The sequence below is a fragment of the Bordetella petrii genome, from assembly GCF_000067205.1.
Taxonomy (GTDB): Bacteria; Pseudomonadota; Gammaproteobacteria; order Burkholderiales; family Burkholderiaceae_B; genus Bordetella_A; species Bordetella_A petrii.
The window spans coordinates 1,028,071-1,042,224 of the sequence record NC_010170.1; the positions used below are offsets into that span (position 1 = coordinate 1,028,071).

At 63.8% G+C, this 14,154-nt stretch carries 19 protein-coding genes; 6 read left to right on the forward strand and 13 right to left on the reverse strand.

The features are described from left to right. Positions 1–28: 28 nt before the first annotated feature. The 3 genes from BPET_RS04715 to BPET_RS04725 all read right to left on the reverse strand — a co-directional run bounded on the left by BPET_RS04715 (position 29) and on the right by BPET_RS04725 (position 2,520). Positions 29–616, reverse strand: coding sequence for a DUF2946 family protein (locus tag BPET_RS04715; RefSeq protein ID WP_012247947.1), 588 nt, complete (start codon positions 614–616; stop codon positions 29–31). Between the two features lie 83 nt (positions 617–699). Beyond that, complete coding sequence (locus BPET_RS04720) at positions 700–1,431, reverse strand: helix-turn-helix transcriptional regulator (RefSeq protein WP_012247948.1); 732 nt, start codon at positions 1,429–1,431, stop codon at positions 700–702. Positions 1,432–1,644: 213 nt separating this feature from the next. After that, positions 1,645–2,520: an AraC family transcriptional regulator gene (locus BPET_RS04725; protein WP_012247949.1), complete on the reverse strand. Its 876-nt coding sequence runs from the start codon at positions 2,518–2,520 to the stop codon at positions 1,645–1,647. Between BPET_RS04725 and BPET_RS26885 the strand changes: the two genes are divergently transcribed. From BPET_RS26885 to BPET_RS04745, 5 genes are all read left to right on the forward strand, one after another. Then, positions 2,519–2,662, forward strand: coding sequence for a hypothetical protein (locus BPET_RS26885; RefSeq protein WP_158310070.1), 144 nt, complete (start codon positions 2,519–2,521; stop codon positions 2,660–2,662). The genes BPET_RS04725 and BPET_RS26885 overlap by 2 nt on opposite strands. A gap of 450 nt (positions 2,663–3,112) precedes the next feature. Next, a complete protein-coding gene (locus BPET_RS04730) occupies positions 3,113–3,508 on the forward strand; it encodes a hypothetical protein (protein ID WP_041862707.1) in 396 nt (131 codons plus the stop codon). Positions 3,509–3,573: 65 nt separating this feature from the next. Then, positions 3,574–3,981: a hypothetical protein gene (locus BPET_RS04735; protein ID WP_012247951.1), complete on the forward strand. Its 408-nt coding sequence runs from the start codon at positions 3,574–3,576 to the stop codon at positions 3,979–3,981. A gap of 169 nt (positions 3,982–4,150) precedes the next feature. Then, complete coding sequence (locus BPET_RS04740) at positions 4,151–4,465, forward strand: DUF1153 domain-containing protein (protein ID WP_012247952.1); 315 nt, start codon at positions 4,151–4,153, stop codon at positions 4,463–4,465. A gap of 303 nt (positions 4,466–4,768) precedes the next feature. Further along, positions 4,769–5,338, forward strand: a complete 570-nt coding sequence (locus BPET_RS04745) for a hypothetical protein (RefSeq protein ID WP_012247953.1) — start codon at positions 4,769–4,771, stop codon at positions 5,336–5,338. Between the two features lie 238 nt (positions 5,339–5,576). Here the strand turns inward: BPET_RS04745 and BPET_RS04750 are convergent, their stop codons facing one another. Genes BPET_RS04750 through BPET_RS04785 form a run of 8 tightly spaced genes read right to left on the reverse strand, consistent with a single transcriptional unit; the run spans position 5,577 to position 11,641 of the window. Then, complete coding sequence (locus tag BPET_RS04750; RefSeq protein WP_407921180.1) at positions 5,577–6,506, reverse strand: tyrosine-type recombinase/integrase; 930 nt, start codon at positions 6,504–6,506, stop codon at positions 5,577–5,579. Then, positions 6,401–6,718, reverse strand: a complete 318-nt coding sequence (locus BPET_RS27525; protein ID WP_081482963.1) for a helix-turn-helix domain-containing protein — start codon at positions 6,716–6,718, stop codon at positions 6,401–6,403. The genes BPET_RS04750 and BPET_RS27525 overlap by 106 nt, the downstream gene beginning before the upstream one ends. Before the next feature lie 24 nt (positions 6,719–6,742). Further along, complete coding sequence (locus BPET_RS04760; protein ID WP_151208935.1) at positions 6,743–7,132, reverse strand: hypothetical protein; 390 nt, start codon at positions 7,130–7,132, stop codon at positions 6,743–6,745. A gap of 8 nt (positions 7,133–7,140) precedes the next feature. Next, the gene (locus tag BPET_RS04765) at positions 7,141–7,341 is read right to left on the reverse strand and encodes a hypothetical protein (RefSeq protein WP_041862710.1); all 201 of its coding nucleotides are present in this window, start codon (positions 7,339–7,341) and stop codon (positions 7,141–7,143) included. Continuing rightward, a complete protein-coding gene (locus tag BPET_RS04770; RefSeq protein ID WP_012247956.1) occupies positions 7,338–7,763 on the reverse strand; it encodes a hypothetical protein in 426 nt (141 codons plus the stop codon). The genes BPET_RS04765 and BPET_RS04770 overlap by 4 nt, the downstream gene beginning before the upstream one ends. Before the next feature lies 1 nt (position 7,764). Then, entirely contained in the window at positions 7,765–8,043 is a 279-nt protein-coding gene (locus BPET_RS04775) for a DUF4031 domain-containing protein (RefSeq protein ID WP_012247957.1), read from the reverse strand. Then, positions 8,043–9,734 (reverse strand): dATP/dGTP pyrophosphohydrolase domain-containing protein, encoded by a 1,692-nt coding sequence (locus BPET_RS27270; RefSeq protein ID WP_012247958.1) that lies wholly within the window; start codon positions 9,732–9,734, stop codon positions 8,043–8,045. The genes BPET_RS04775 and BPET_RS27270 overlap by 1 nt, the downstream gene beginning before the upstream one ends. Next, entirely contained in the window at positions 9,731–11,641 is a 1,911-nt protein-coding gene (locus BPET_RS04785) for a DNA cytosine methyltransferase (RefSeq protein WP_012247959.1), read from the reverse strand. The genes BPET_RS27270 and BPET_RS04785 overlap by 4 nt, the downstream gene beginning before the upstream one ends. Before the next feature lie 62 nt (positions 11,642–11,703). Between BPET_RS04785 and BPET_RS26495 the strand changes: the two genes are divergently transcribed. Further along, complete coding sequence (locus BPET_RS26495; protein WP_012247960.1) at positions 11,704–11,907, forward strand: hypothetical protein; 204 nt, start codon at positions 11,704–11,706, stop codon at positions 11,905–11,907. 8 nt (positions 11,908–11,915) lie between these two features. Here BPET_RS26495 and BPET_RS04790 read toward each other — a convergent pair whose 3' ends face one another. Continuing rightward, positions 11,916–12,383: a hypothetical protein gene (locus BPET_RS04790; RefSeq protein WP_012247961.1), complete on the reverse strand. Its 468-nt coding sequence runs from the start codon at positions 12,381–12,383 to the stop codon at positions 11,916–11,918. Then, positions 12,380–14,152, reverse strand: coding sequence for an AAA family ATPase (locus BPET_RS04795; protein WP_012247962.1), 1,773 nt, complete (start codon positions 14,150–14,152; stop codon positions 12,380–12,382). The genes BPET_RS04790 and BPET_RS04795 overlap by 4 nt, the downstream gene beginning before the upstream one ends. Positions 14,153–14,154 lie beyond the last annotated feature (2 nt).

Consider the following 14,154-nt stretch of genomic DNA (forward strand, 5'->3'; position numbering starts at 1 on the left):
CAGTCGGGCCGCCTGTTGCGCGGCGCGTTCAGGCGCGCGGGTTGGCCACGAACGCCAGGCGGGCGGGAATGTCGGCTTGCGCGACGTCGAGATACAGCGGGGCGGGAGCCGCCAGGGCGGGGTGCGAAACCGATATGCCCGCGGCGGCCGATTCCAGCGCATCGGCCAGCGGCCGGCCCTGCACATCGCGCAACGAGTCGAGCAGCGCGGGCAGTTCGCGGCCTTCGACCATGGCTGGCCCCGCATCGGTCTGCGCGTACAGGCGCCCCGTGTCGTCCAGCAGCCAGGCTGTCACCGCCCGCACCGTCCGGCCGGTATGCGTGACCAGGCCGACGCCGTCGTCGGCGCGGCGCAGCAGGAACGGCGCGGCATCCAGGCGCACGTACACGCGCTGCGGGCCGTTCTGGAAAAACCAGCGGCCTGCGTCGTCATGATCGTAATTGCGGCCGATGAAGTCCAGGATCTGGGTGTTCTCGATGGATTCGCCAGGCCCGCCGCCGGTGGCGTCGCCCACAGGATGCAGGCGCCAGCGCCCGCGTTCGTCCAGCGACAGCCAGCCGTACACGGCGGGTACATCGGGCCATTTGGCCAGGGCGGCTCTGACGGAGGAATCCATGGGTAAGCGGCAAGATGCCGCGGGCCGGCGGCCCGCGTTCGTCTCGCCATTTAACCAGAATGCCCGCGCGCCGGGCGCATGCGCTACACGCTGGCGGCAGCTTCGCGCGCCATGGCGGGCCAGCCTAGCGTCGCGCCGCGCGAGATGGCGGCATAGACGGCTTCGGTGCGATTGTGCACGTGCAGGCGCTGGTACACGGTTTCCGCGTGCACCTTGGCTGTGGTGACGGCAATGTTCAGGTCGCGCCCGATCGCTTTCAATGTATAGCCGCGCGCCAGCAGCACCAGCACTTCATACTGGCGCGGGGTCAGCCCCAGCGCCTGGCTTTCATGGTGCAGGAAGTGAAGCTCGCGCGGCGCCGGACCGGCCGCGTCGGTATCGGCCGTAGGCTGGCAGGGCGCCTCGAGGTGTTCGGCCACACGCTTGCCGATGCCTTGCGCGGGAAAGAACATGCCGCCGGCCAGCACCAGTCTGATCGACGCCTGCAGCATTTCGGCGGGGGCATCGGTGGGCACGCACCCCACGACGCCGGCCGGCAGGCCGTTGGCCCAAGGCGCGACCCCTCGGCTGCTGACCAGCAGCAGAATGGCCTTGGGCATGTACGTCAGCCTGGCCATGGTCACGGCCTGGTGCACGTCGTCCAGATCCAGCACGGACAGCAGCATCAATTCATATCCCTGTTCGCGCCACGGCTCGACAGGCATGTCGAGGTAGGCGGAACCGTCAATGCGCCAGCCGGGTGCGGCCTGCGCAGTGGCCTGGAGAATGCCCTGCCGTATCCACGGCCGTGATTCGATGACGATGATGGTCGACACGTTTGCTTCTCCCTTGATGATCGCAATGCCCTGTTTGTAGTTGTTGCTTGGGGCGCGTCAGAAGCGGTGACGATGGACGAAACCGGCGGCAGGCATGACTGCCTGCCCCGGGATGGCCGGGAACCCATGTTGCCGGCTTGTGAAAAAATTTAACTTGAAATAATAGAATTAGCAATAGATTTGCTACATAATAATATCAATTATCATTAATAATTACTGAATCCAGCAATTTAATTGTACCCGTCGAGGGTTGAACTCCCAATTCGTGGGAAAGGTTTCAAAGCGCTCGGCGAAGCAAGAGGCTCGCAGGCTATAGCCGGAGCGCGGCAGCCACTGGTCCAGCAGGTTCGCGTACAGCGCCGGCAGGCCGTCGGCCGTGCAATGGGCTTCACACATGGCGATGCGGCCGCCGGGCAGGGTGATCTCGAAAGCATCCTTGGGCTTGGGGCCGAACCCGGGGGGAACCTGCACGCCGCAGTAGTAGCGCATGAACGGCGTGGGCACGAACATCGGCGTGTCGTAGGTCAGGCCGAAGAACGGCCCGGTGAGCAGGTCCGACCGCAGGTGTGCGAACAGCCGGCGGAAGTCGTTCCAGCAAGCGTATTTCTGACTGGACATGCCTTCGTAGCGTACCGCCCAGAAGCGGGTGGGCGGCAGTTCGCGCACCGTGACGCGAACCTGGTTGCCCGGCGGGCAATGAGGGTCGGCGGCCACCATGCCCGACTCGTTCATCTTGGCAATGTAGCGGGCGTGCGCCAGTCGGAACCGGCAGGGGGAAATTCCCCAATAGCGGGTGAAGGCCCGCGTGAATGCCTGCTGGCTCGAAAAACCCATGTCGATCGCTATTGAAAAGAGCGGCTGGCGCGTATGCGCCACCATCAGGGCGCAGCGCCCCATCAGGTTGCGATGGATGTAATCGCGAGGCGAATGCTGGAAGTCCTTCAAGAACAGCCGGGTCAGGTGGAACCGGCTGAGCCGGATTTCGTGTGCCAGTTCTTGTATGAGCGCGTCATGCACACAGTGTTCGGTTGATTCATGCAGGATTTTCTGTTCGATCTGCGTTATGCAGTATTGAATGCGTGGGTCCATGAGACTCGTCCTTTCGCTGGTGGGCCAGCGCCCGCTGCCGGTGCTTGCTGATTCAGCGCAGAACCAGGCAAGGCAAGATTTCAAAAAAAAATTTGAAAAATCACAAACTGTAAATTTTGTGAATCGGAACTGCCTAGAATGAAGTCCGTGCAGACAAGTATGAAAGGGAGTGGGGAGGCAATTTCAGATAGCGTCGGGGCAGACGTGGAAATTGCAGAGATTAGTCAGAAGTTTGCAGTCGTGGGTTTCACGGCTCGATTATGCGGCGAACAGGGTAAGTATTAAATAGGCCGTTGGTAGTAGATGGGCGGTGCGCCAAGGCGCACCGGCGGGGGCCGAATTAAATACTAGTGCCGATTTTCCATCCTGGCATTTTCAGCCGGGCAAGGGATCTGTTTGCCCGTAATTTCCGAAATAGCGGGATTGAGCGATTTTTGTTAAGGGATTTCCAGTAAAGGAAAACACCATATTTGAAGGAAAAGATATTCCGAGGCATTGCGGCGGTATGGAAAAAATCGATATTGGCGTAATCCCGGATAACCGGGTTGGACCGCCTCGAGACGGCTTCTCGAGATATCAGGAGGCATACATCATGAAGAAAGCACTATTGGCAGTGGCCCTGGCCGTCAGCTCCGTGGGTATGGCGCATGCGGCGGGTTTTGCGATCGGCGTATTCGGTGGAACCGGCGCCGCCACGTCCGGCACCCAGGGTGGTTCGCAGGCGACCAGCAGCAGCGGCTCGATCGGCTTCGGCTCCGCCTTGCAGGGCACCACGGCGACCAGCACGACCAGCGCCAATTCCGGCGTATCGCTGACCCCCCAAGGGACTCAGACCTATGCCAACGGCACCAGCGTCAACCAGTCGGTGGGCGGCGGCTTCACCAGCGGGTTCGCGGTGGGTGGAACCTCGGGCATGGCCGGAGGTGAATACACCAGCGGCGCCACCGGCAACGTTGGCAGCATCGGTTTCGGCGGCTGGACCTGGTAAGCCCATCTGTCCGGATACCTGTCGTGTGGGGAAGAACGGTCTTCCCCACACGTAGGAGAACTCTCATGAAACCCTTGCTATGCCTGGTTTTGCTGGCTTTTGTGGCTTGCGCGGCAATGCTGCGTCCGGCCTCCGCGGCGACCGGGCCGGCGATGGTGGGACCGGTTGCTCCGGCCTCGCTTGCGCCGGTCTGTGAGCGGGACGCCGACATGAAGATGCCGCAGTTTGCCCTGTCCTTTCCGACGATCACGCCGCCCGAACAAGGCTTCTCTCTTGCCGAGAGCGCATCGCCGGATTGCCGCGCGGCAGGCGGCAGCGGTTTCACGAGCGTCGTCGCGCGGGCCCAGGCTGGCGGCGACTACCGGTGGCGCGACTACTGGCTGGCCGGCACTCGCCTGTTGCCCAGTTATCCGGATGCCGGCAGCCCCGCTTTTGTGCAGCCCGGCTGGCACTGGATAGAACTTGATCGCTGAACCTGATATTAATTTTTTAACGGACGACCCGATGTCCTTATTATCAGGCCGTCCAAGGGGGCGGCCAATCATATGGCCGCGAAATACTGCATTAAATAACGGCAGTTACATTCCTTCCGAGTTAATCGCAAGTTTGCTCGGGAAAGGGCCCACCTGAGGAGCGCTGGTAATGGACGAGAAACTTGACGAAGAAATCAAGCGGTGGACGGTCAGGCGCAAGAGCGTGCTGGTCATGGATATTATCCAAGGCCGCACCAGCGTGCGAGAAGCCAGCGAGGCTTTCGATTTGCCTGTGCCCGAGATAGAGCGCTGGGTCGAAGAAGGGAAACGTGGGCTGGAAAACGCGCTCAGATCCAACCCGTTGAATGTAAAGGAATTTTATGAAAAACAGATCAAGGCCCTACAGCAGGCGTACGGCGAAGCCATGCTGGAGCTGCGGGTCAGAGGCAAGCAGAACGGAACGCCATCCGATGACGACAAATGATAATCGGTTCCGCCCGGACGCGCCGCCCGAGATAGTTTTCACCCAAATGCCGGAGGCGGGCTGCTCAGTTGCGCGGGTCAGGCCTTACGAGTATTGAAAGCAGCCAGTTTCTTGGAATAAGCCGTCTCGATTTATTTTTAATAAATAGTTTGTGAAACCTCACAAAATGGCAAAAAGTGGTTTTAGAGTAACCATAAAATGAATTGGCAATATTCGTATGGTTACAGGCTTTAGAATAAAACGATTATGTGGCGGATGTGTCTTCAGACAGCATTGGGGTGGCCTCATTCCAGGAGAATAATCATGAAACGCCTATTATTTTTGGCATTGGCCTTATGCGCCGCCGGCGCGCACGGTCAGACCATCACGACGGGTGCCGACGCGACATCCAACGCAACCGGCAACGCCAGTTCCAGTTCCCAGTCGGGTACCGCCCAGGTGGGAGTGTCGGCCCAGATGGGCATGGGCAACATTACGTTCGAAGGATCTTCCCAGCGCGAACACCAGAGCATTTCCACCACGCCCAACGTCTACATCGCACCCAGCATGTTCGGCGGCGCCAACAATTGCGGCCAGAGCAATACCATGGGCGTGGGCGTAACCGGGTTTGGCATAGGCGGTTCCGTGGCCAGCGAGAGTTCCGCTTGTAACGCTCGCGAAGACACGGCCACGGCCTACAAGCTGGGTTACAAAGAGGTGGCCGACATGAGATTTTTCTGTTTCGGCGAAGACGAGAACCGCCTCGCGTGGGAAGCCACCGGCCATACCTGCCCGGCCACGGCCAAGCCGACCGCCCAAGTGTCGCAGCCTGTTGCCAGCGCAGCGCCCAGCAGCGGCACCTACGGACCGTTGCCCGCCTACATCGAGCCCTGACACCGGTGGGGGCCGCAAGCAGGTACCGGCAGGGCGCGCCGGAAAGTCACCGGAAAACAAAAAGGCTCTCGGTTACCGAGAGCCTTTTGCTTCCTGCGTTGTTCTATGGAGGCGCAAGCCGGAATCGAACCGACGTACACGGATTTGCAATGCCTAAATGCTGTACGGATAAACAGCGCTTCCCTATGAAGAAAATCCGCCACTGACGCCCGAAACACTGCCAAAACCACGTCGAATGTCAAATTTTCCCCACACCCCTTTTCGTCGTTTTCTTGGGGGAAATTTGTTGTAAGGCAGCCTGCAAATCTTCGGTGCCCAGGTGGGCATATCGCGCCGTTGACGCGGTAGATTTGTGGCCCAGTACTCTACCTACAGTGTACAGAGGAACCCCAGCCCTGACCATGCTGCTGGCCGTGCTATGCCGCAGGTCATGCAGGGTCAAATCCGGTCGTCCAATGGCCTTCGCGCCGTTTTTCAGCCAGATCATCAGGGACCGATAACTGATGACCGGGGGCAGGTGCTTCCTGGCATAGTGGGCCACCTTTGGCATGATCGGGACTTGCCTGGGCTCGCCGTTCTTGGTGTCGGCCAGGATGAACCTGTCGCCAACCACTGCCGCAGACCATATCTCGCCGCGCCTCATCCCGGAATAGAACGCGATCAGCAGGATTGCCCTGGCACGCCGGTTCTTGATCTTGCGGCACATCCTCAACATTTCAGGCCGCGTCAGGTAGTTTCGCCGCTCGTTCTTTACCTCCGGCATCGTCAGGTGGGCGGCCGGATCCTGCATATCCATCCGCTTGTCCTTCCATAGCAGGCGGCATGCTGCCCGGATGAGGGCGATGCGTTGCTTGATCGTGGCTGGCTTCCAGTTCCCGGACTCCTTCTCTGCCATCTCGGTTGCCACATCAGCCAGCCCATCCATGCGCTTTCCTTCGTAGTAGGGAGCTGCCGCGAAAAGGTGGCGCGCAGCTTGCATGTGGGACTTCAAGTGCTTCTTGCTGTCGAGATAATGCTTGACCGCCGTGTCGATCAGCGGGATTTGCTTTTCGATTCCATGAGCTATCGCGTAGAGACGGCCGCTTTCTTCTCTGTCGAACTGCGCTGCTTGGGCTTGATTCCAAGCTTTCGGAAGTAGCTTTGTAGCTCTGACCCGGTTTCCGTGGATAACTTGGTCGAACTCAAAGCGATATCGACGGCGCACTTTATCGTAATAGATCGACATTGCTGTTCGTATTCCATGATGTCGGCCTCATCAAACCGGATGAGGCGGCCGATTCTTGTGCAGGGGATAGGGCCGCCAGGCGCGGCGAGAGCGCGGGCCTTGCTGCGGCTGATCTTCAGCCGGTCGGCCAGGTCTGTGGGTGTGAGGACTGGCATATCGCCTCCAAAACAATGCCCACGCTAGGCGGGCGGTAGATCTGTCATTTGCTTGCCGATCTCTGCGGCTGCTCGGACTATTGCTCGCCGGGTGGCGGCGTAAGGGTCGAAGTCGTAACGCCACAGTTCATCTATATCCGTCTGAAACCCAATTGAATCGATATAGCCGCGCGCCGTCACAGAGGCCTCCCGGCCTTTCATGCAAGCCTCATCAGTGAAAAGCTCAAGGAATAGGCCAAGTTTCACCGCCAGGCGAAGAGCGTCCCCATCGTCGGTGAGCGGGTTCCAGCCTATGCCGTCGCCGTTAACGTCACGAAGAAGGAAGTCTTCCCACAGGGAATCGCCCAGCCGGGATCGGATTACGGCTATGCCGGCCGCCTTGGCTGCCAGTTCCAACAATTCTCGATCTTCCATATCCATCCTCAAAAAAGCCGCAACCAGCGCCACGCATCCTGCAGGCGGCACAGGGGCCGCACCAGGCACGCCGGCAGCCAGCTGGGCGCGGTGTTGCAGATTTCGTCGATGACCAGGCCGTCGGCGCGCATGTCGGCGACCTGGGCGGGCGTGGCTTGGAAGGGGACGGACCAGCGGGCATGGACATCGATGGAGTACCAGCGCTTCATGGCTGTGCCTCAAAGAGATCGCCCACGGCGGCGCGAGCCTTTCTCGTTGCGCGTGCCGATTCCGCGTGGTGCTTGGCGTCATATCGTAGATGGCAACGCTGGCACCAGGCGCGCAGGTTAGCCGGATCGCAGTTCTCCGGCTGGTGGTCCAGGTGGGCGATGGTCAGTACGATATCCACCATCCGAAGCACTTCGAACTCCGACATACGCTTGCGGCCCAGGTACTCGCCGGTGTCGGCGTGGTACACATGCGCCTCGGCGGTCATGTAGGTGTCCGAGTCTTCGCCAGCCCCGCGCGCGATGCGCGTGTGATTCTCCGCGCCGCATTGCTCGCAGAAGCCGCCAGCACGCTCCAGGATAGCGGCGCGAATTTCCGGCCAGTTCGCTGGATACCTCGATCGATTCTCGGGCTTGATGGGCATGTCACGCCTCCCCATCGTTCGCCGTGGCGGCGCGCTTGCGCTGGATCAGCGCGGCGACATCAGGCCGCCCGATCTCAACGGCGCCGGCCGCCACCGCCTTCATGCGCTTGCTCAGGCAGATGTCGTAATGGCTATGCGGCGTACCGGCTTTCTGGTGCCAGCGGCGCGCCACGCCGATACGCGCGGCCATCGCGTGCAGTTCCTGGTCAGTGTCGGCCAGCATGTGGCACATGACCATGCGGCCGTAGGGCGCGCGCATGTCGTCTACGTAGACGGCCATCACTCACCCCCTTCGCCCTGGCGCTGCTGGGCGGATATGGCGGCAAGCACGTCGTCGCGCAGTAGATACCGACCATCGTCACTCTTGAGCGCGCTCAAGTATCGAGTGCCGTTCCCGTCGTCGGCATAACCGAATTTGTAACGCTGCAAAGACTCGACTTGTGCCTGTATGGAGTCTTTCGCATCCTCGCCGTCCGGCTTGTGCGCGGCCATCCCATAGCTGTATCTGGCCAGCGCCATGCGGCAGAGCCTTACCCAAAGATGGCTGTAAAGTTTCACCTGTTCGGCGGTGGCGTCCGTGGCCACTTCCCTGGCCAGCGCAATCAGTTGTTCATCGGTCGGCGCGACCTTGTTCGCGGCAGGCTGCGCGGCCAGCAGAGGCTCGGCCGGGTCGTGAATCAGCTTGCCCCCGGGGTCGCTGGCGATATCACGTTCATCGCGCGGCGTTCCATCTGGCCGGCACGTCACCAGCTTGGCGCTGGAAATGCTGACGCAGGCACTTTCGCCGCACTTGCGGCAGCGCAGATGTGCTGACGCCGCCTCCTGGCGCGACGTGTCAGGCGGCAGACCTTTCCCCGCGCGATATCCGGCCCACCAGGCCCGCTTAGAGGTCATCCCTTCGCCGCCATTCTTGCCGCGTTGCTGACGGCGCATGGCCTGCTGCCATAGGCGAAACTGGAAATCCTCGACATCCCATTCCCAGTCGTCCCCGCCCAGGTGCTGCGCGCCGGCGGCGATCATGTCGGCTGCCCAGGCTTCGCGGTCGTTCTCATCGGCGTCGCGCTGCCGCCGGTCGGCGAACGACGCCCACCGCCCCATGTCGGACTCATCCGAGCCTATTGCGGAGTCCACGGCGGCAGGGGAATCTTGCGTGCGGTCGTGTTCGATAGCCTTGTTCGGATCCATGGTGCGCCAGTCAGGCCATGCACGACCCTCGTTCTTGGCCTGCTTGGCAACAATGGCGTCGATGATCTGTTGGGGCGTAGCGCCGCTGCGCCATGCCCCATCCAGCGCCAGAATGATCACGTCCACCCATTCACGCAAGTCGCCGGGGTCGGATTCGATCTCGATCAATTCCTTCCGGATGTGATCGATCACGCCGTTAGCGCGAGAGCCTGGGCCGAACGTGCGCTCCGACCACTCCCGTTGTCGGGCGAGGTGTGCATGAAAGTCGAACGCCTCGGCGCTGGCCTGGGGCGCAGGTTCGCCTAGGCGCGTCGGGCTATTCGTCGCGTTCAGTTCGGCCACCAGCCGCGACAAGGTTTTGCGCTCGGCCAGCAGATCGGCATCGGCGTCCGCGCGCGTCAGTTCTTCGTTGATTCGGCGCAGCGCCTCGACCAGCGGCACGTCTTCGGCATCGCCTTCGTAGGCGTCGGCAAAGTGAGGGGCGTCGGCCTGGGGTGCGGCATACAAGGGCGCGGTGGCCTCTTGAGTTGGCGCATCGTAAATCTTGGCGTTCCACTTCATACCGCGTTGTCGCCCCGCGACGTACACGGGGTCAACGAAGCCGACCGGCTCGCCCGCCGCGCGCAGCTTGGAGAGGACGGCGGACTCGATGGCGCGGGCGAACTGGTCATCGCCCTCGATATACACGTCGCCCGCCCCGACAAACTGCGCGTGCGCGGTCAGATGTGCTTTCGACAGGGCGCCAATTTCCTCGTCCGTCAGCACGGTTTGCTTGGTGTCGTTCATGCTGAATCACCTCCGCGCACGGCCAGCGCCGTCGCAATGGGCCGCACCCAGATAGGCGTGCTGGACAGTTGGAAGGATTCGCCGGCGCGCGCCAGCAGGATGGCCCGGCCGATCTCTTCGGCCATGGCCTTGGCGGCCTTTTTGGGCACAGCGTTCCCGATGCGCTCCCGCCAGGCCTGGTCCGAGCTGCCGTGCAGGACGAACTGCTCGGCGGCCTCGGCGTAATCGTCGGGGTCGTAGAGGCTCTGCAGCGCGGCCAGGTCCAGCGTGGTAAAGGGGCGGTGCCAGGTGCCATCCAGCGCCCGGATCACGCACACCAGCTTGTCGGTGGCCTCAGGCAGTCGCCAGTCGGCCACGCTCCACCGGCCGTTGTCGTGGCAGGCGGACGCCGACACGGCGCCGGCGGGCTCGGCCGGGTCGACCACGCCGTAGTGCCCGGCGGTCAGGTAGTTGTCGCCGCGGCCGCGCTCCATGTTCGGGCGGGGATCGGCCACCGCGTAGGCACCGTTGGCGTTGCCAGCGATCACGGCCCGGGCGGCTTCGGTCCATGCTGACACCGGGTACTTGCCGTGCTGGTCAGCCGCTTGGCGGCCGCCCAGCGGGTCCGCCACACACTGCCCGGTGCCGTGGGCACCGGTGACGGCGCGCGCCTGGCCGTCGAAGGGGACGATGCGGAACTCGTTGGAATGCTTGGCGGGGCCGCTGTGGCGCGGGTCGGCCACGCTGAAGCTGCCCTGACCCGGACTCTTCACACCGATGACGGCGCCGGCCGTGTCATCCATGCGCAGCACGCCATACTGCTGGTACTGGCTGGCGCCCGCCGCGGCGCGAGGGTCCGCAACCGAGAAGCGGCCGTTGCTGGGCAGGGATTCGCCCGCCACGGCACCCGTGGGCGCTTCCCATGCGTTGACCCCGTAGCCGGCCGAGTAGACCTCTTGGCGCGGGTCGGCGACGCTGTAGGCGCCGTTGGTGGGGCCGCAGCGGCTGGAGATCGTGCCGCTGGCCGTCTCCCAGCGCTGCACACCCAGGAAACCATGGTGGGCCTCGGGCACGATTAGGTAGTCGCGCAGGTGGCCGTTTTCGACGGCCAGCCGGTTCAGGCTGCGCCAGTCCTTGCCGGCTTCCACGAAGGCCAGGCGCACCCAGGTTTTCCAGTTCAGGCTGGGGATGCGGTGCATCGGGCCCATGGCCGGGTCACCCGGGCGGCCGTAGCGGCTCAGCACCTCGCCCACCGACCGCAGGGCCCGCTTGGGGGGCTCGTAGATGAAGGGCGGCACTTTCTCGGCGTGCCTGGCGATCAGCAGGAACCGCCTCCGGCTCTGGGCCAGGCCGCCCAGCTCGCCGCAGTCATGCGTGGTTTCGCGGACCACGTAGCCGTAGTGGCGCAGCATGCCGGTGATCTGATCGAGCAGATGGCGGCCACGGGTGGCGATGCGCGGCACGTTCTCGAACAGGATCACCTCGGGCGGATCGTCGGCCCAGGCCTCCAGCATCAGCCAGACGCCGCGCAGCGTCAGGCGGTTGAGAGCTTGGTACTTGGCGGTGGTGCTGCGCGTTTCTGACAGCAGGCCGGAGAAGCCTTTGCAGGGCGCCGACAGGAAGACGATACTCGGCCGGCGGCCGTTCGCCGCGGTGCGCACGTCGGCCGGCATGGCCTCGATCCAGCCCGGGCCCGGCTCACGGCCGTGGAAGTCCAGGTACTGGCTGCGGTCGAACAGATCGCGCACGGTGCCGCGCACGCCCGTGAAGCGGTGGAAGTCCTCGGCGCCGGCCGGATCGACGTCCATGCCGCCGATGCACACCATGCGGCCCTGCATGCCCGGGATTTCCGGACGCGCCTCCTGGAAGCCGGCGGCGCCGCCGCCCAGGCCAAAGAACAGGTGAAAGTGGTTGATGTCGGTGATCAAGCTGACACTCCGGTGGGGGTGGGGTACGATTGCCGGCCAATAATCGAAAGAAGGGAGGACCCATGCCGAAGTACCGTGGGCAGAACTACACGTTGGACACTCGACCGGGTAGTGGTGGCTGTTTCGACTACTTTGTGACGGTCTTTCCGGCAGGTGTTATTGCGACTGGAACCAAATTCCTCACCGAAGCTGCGGCGCGTGCGGCCGGGAAAGAAAGCGCAGAGCGATACTTGGATAGTCTGCTCAAGGCGCCGGAGGCCGATTGAGTGCGTTATCACGCCCGCGCCTCCATTTCCGCCTTGATCCGCGTCTGCTGCAGCAGGTCCAGCTGATCGTCCGGGTCGGCCATAGCCATGGCCCGACGCAGCACCGGCATGGCATCTTTCAGCTTCACCACCGTGCTTTCCATGACGGGCTTGATGTAGTGCAGCGCGATATGCAGTTCCCGCAGGCCGTCCAGCGGCAACTCGCGGCCGTGCCGCGTGCAGAACATCTCGAAGTGCCAGATCACGCCCTCGATGGCTTCGTCGGACGGATACCACTGGCCGTCGCCGGCCTGGAAGACCGCGTAGCCTTTGGCGTCGGTCGTGACGGTGCCGTCGCGCTCGAGTTGGTCGATGATCTGCTCGAGGGGGCGCAGGACCAGATCCGTCGCTACCAGCATCGGCGTGTGCACTGCGCGAGGCCGGTAGGGCTTGTTGCGCCGTTTCTCGCGGCGCGCTTGGCGGAAGGGATTGCTCATGCCGCCTCCTTCAACTGGGCTGCGCCGGCGCGGCCCTGCTCGATCCAGTAAACGGTGAAGGCCTCGCTGGGCGCGGCGGGTGCCGCCTTGAGCGTGCCCAGCAGCAGCACGGTGTCGATGTCGCCGTCGGCGGCCAGGGCGTCGAGCAGCCCCAGGATCTCGGAGCGGCCGGCCAGGTTGAGGCAATCGAAGCGGTCCAGGATGGCGCAGCGCAGGCCCGACAGGTGGGCGATGGCCAGCGCCAGCAGGGCGTCGGCGCGCCACTTCTCCGACTCAGACAGCAGCCGGTAGGCGCGGCCGCCGGCCGTGATGGCCATGTCGCCGTCGATCTGGACGAGCGGCCAGCCCGCGCAATCCGACATCGCCACCAGCTCGTCGTTGAAGGGCTGCAGAGCCTTGGCCAGGATCTCGCCGGGGATACCGTCCGGCGACAGCGCGCTGCCGATGGCGTCCCAGGCCATGACCTCGGCGTGGTATTCCGCGGCGTTCCGGGTGCGCTGCGCGGCGCCGACCGAGGCCTGCTTGGCCGCCAGCAGGGCATCGACCTCGGCATAGGCCTCGGCGCGCTCGTTGCGCAGGCCGGCCAGGTGGGCGCGGGCGGCCGCGACGTCCTCGTCGGCGACAGCTTCGGGAACTGCCCGCGATTTCAGGTCTTCGGCCGCGGCTTCGGCGGCGGCGATGTCGCGCCGGCAGTTCTCGGCGGCGCGGGCCGACAGGTCGCGGGCTTCGATGGCCTTGGGCAGGGCGGCAGCGGCTTCGGGGTCGCCGGTGGCGTCCAGCTTGCCGTACTGCGCCTCATAAGCGTCCAGGACGCAATCAATCTGCTCGCCCATCTCGGCGGAGAATGAGCTTGCCTCGTAGGCCTCGGCCAAGCAGCGCGCCAGGTCGTGCACCAGCCCCTGGCGCGGCCCCGTGCCGGCCTTGGCCTGCAGTTCCTGCACCTTGGCCGTCCAGGTATCCAGATCCTGCTGGTCGCATTGCAGTTTGGCGCGCAGCGAGTCCAGCCGGCCGGCGCGCTCCTGTATGGCCGCAAGCTGATCTTTCTGCCCCTGGTAAGCGCGCAACTGCTGCTCCAGGGCGCCCACGGCCTTTGCGGCGGCCTCCATGCGGACCTCGATCGCGGCCAGTTCAGTCTGGGCGGCGTCCAGGCCGGCCTGGTCGTAGGCCGGCACCTCGGCTTGCCACGTTTCGCCCTTCTGGCTGCCCCAGGTTTCGTTGGTGACGCCGCGCCAGGCGCCCTTGGCCTCGGTGGCCTGCTTCTTGGCGAACTCCGCGCCGGCGGCAAAGCCGCCGCGGAGGATCGGCTTCATTTGCGCCACCAGCATCTTGTGGCAGCCGCGCTCCAGCAGCCGGCGCTCAATCTCGTCGGGCGTGGCGCGCGTGCCGGTCAGTGTGAACAGCAGCTGGCGGCGGTCGTCGGGCTTGGCCGCGGCGAACAGCTCGGGCGACAACACGTAGGGCAGGGCCGGGCTGGCGGGCACGGCTTCTTCGCCGCTGCGTTTGCCGCTGGGCAGCGCGATCGCCACCGGCGCGCCATCGACCTCCACGGCCGCCGAGCCCAGCTTGGCGCCGTCGCGCACGACCTGGCCGAGTTCCTTTTTCAAACTGACGCGCTCGGCGCTGCCCAGCAGGGCCATGCGCACGGCCTCGGCGATGGTGGACTTGCCGGCGTAGTTGTCGCCCGTGATAAACCCGATGGCGGTGGGCAACGGCAACTCGGCCGACTTCACGCCCTGGAAGTTGGACACGGAAAGGTTGGTCAGGCGCATGG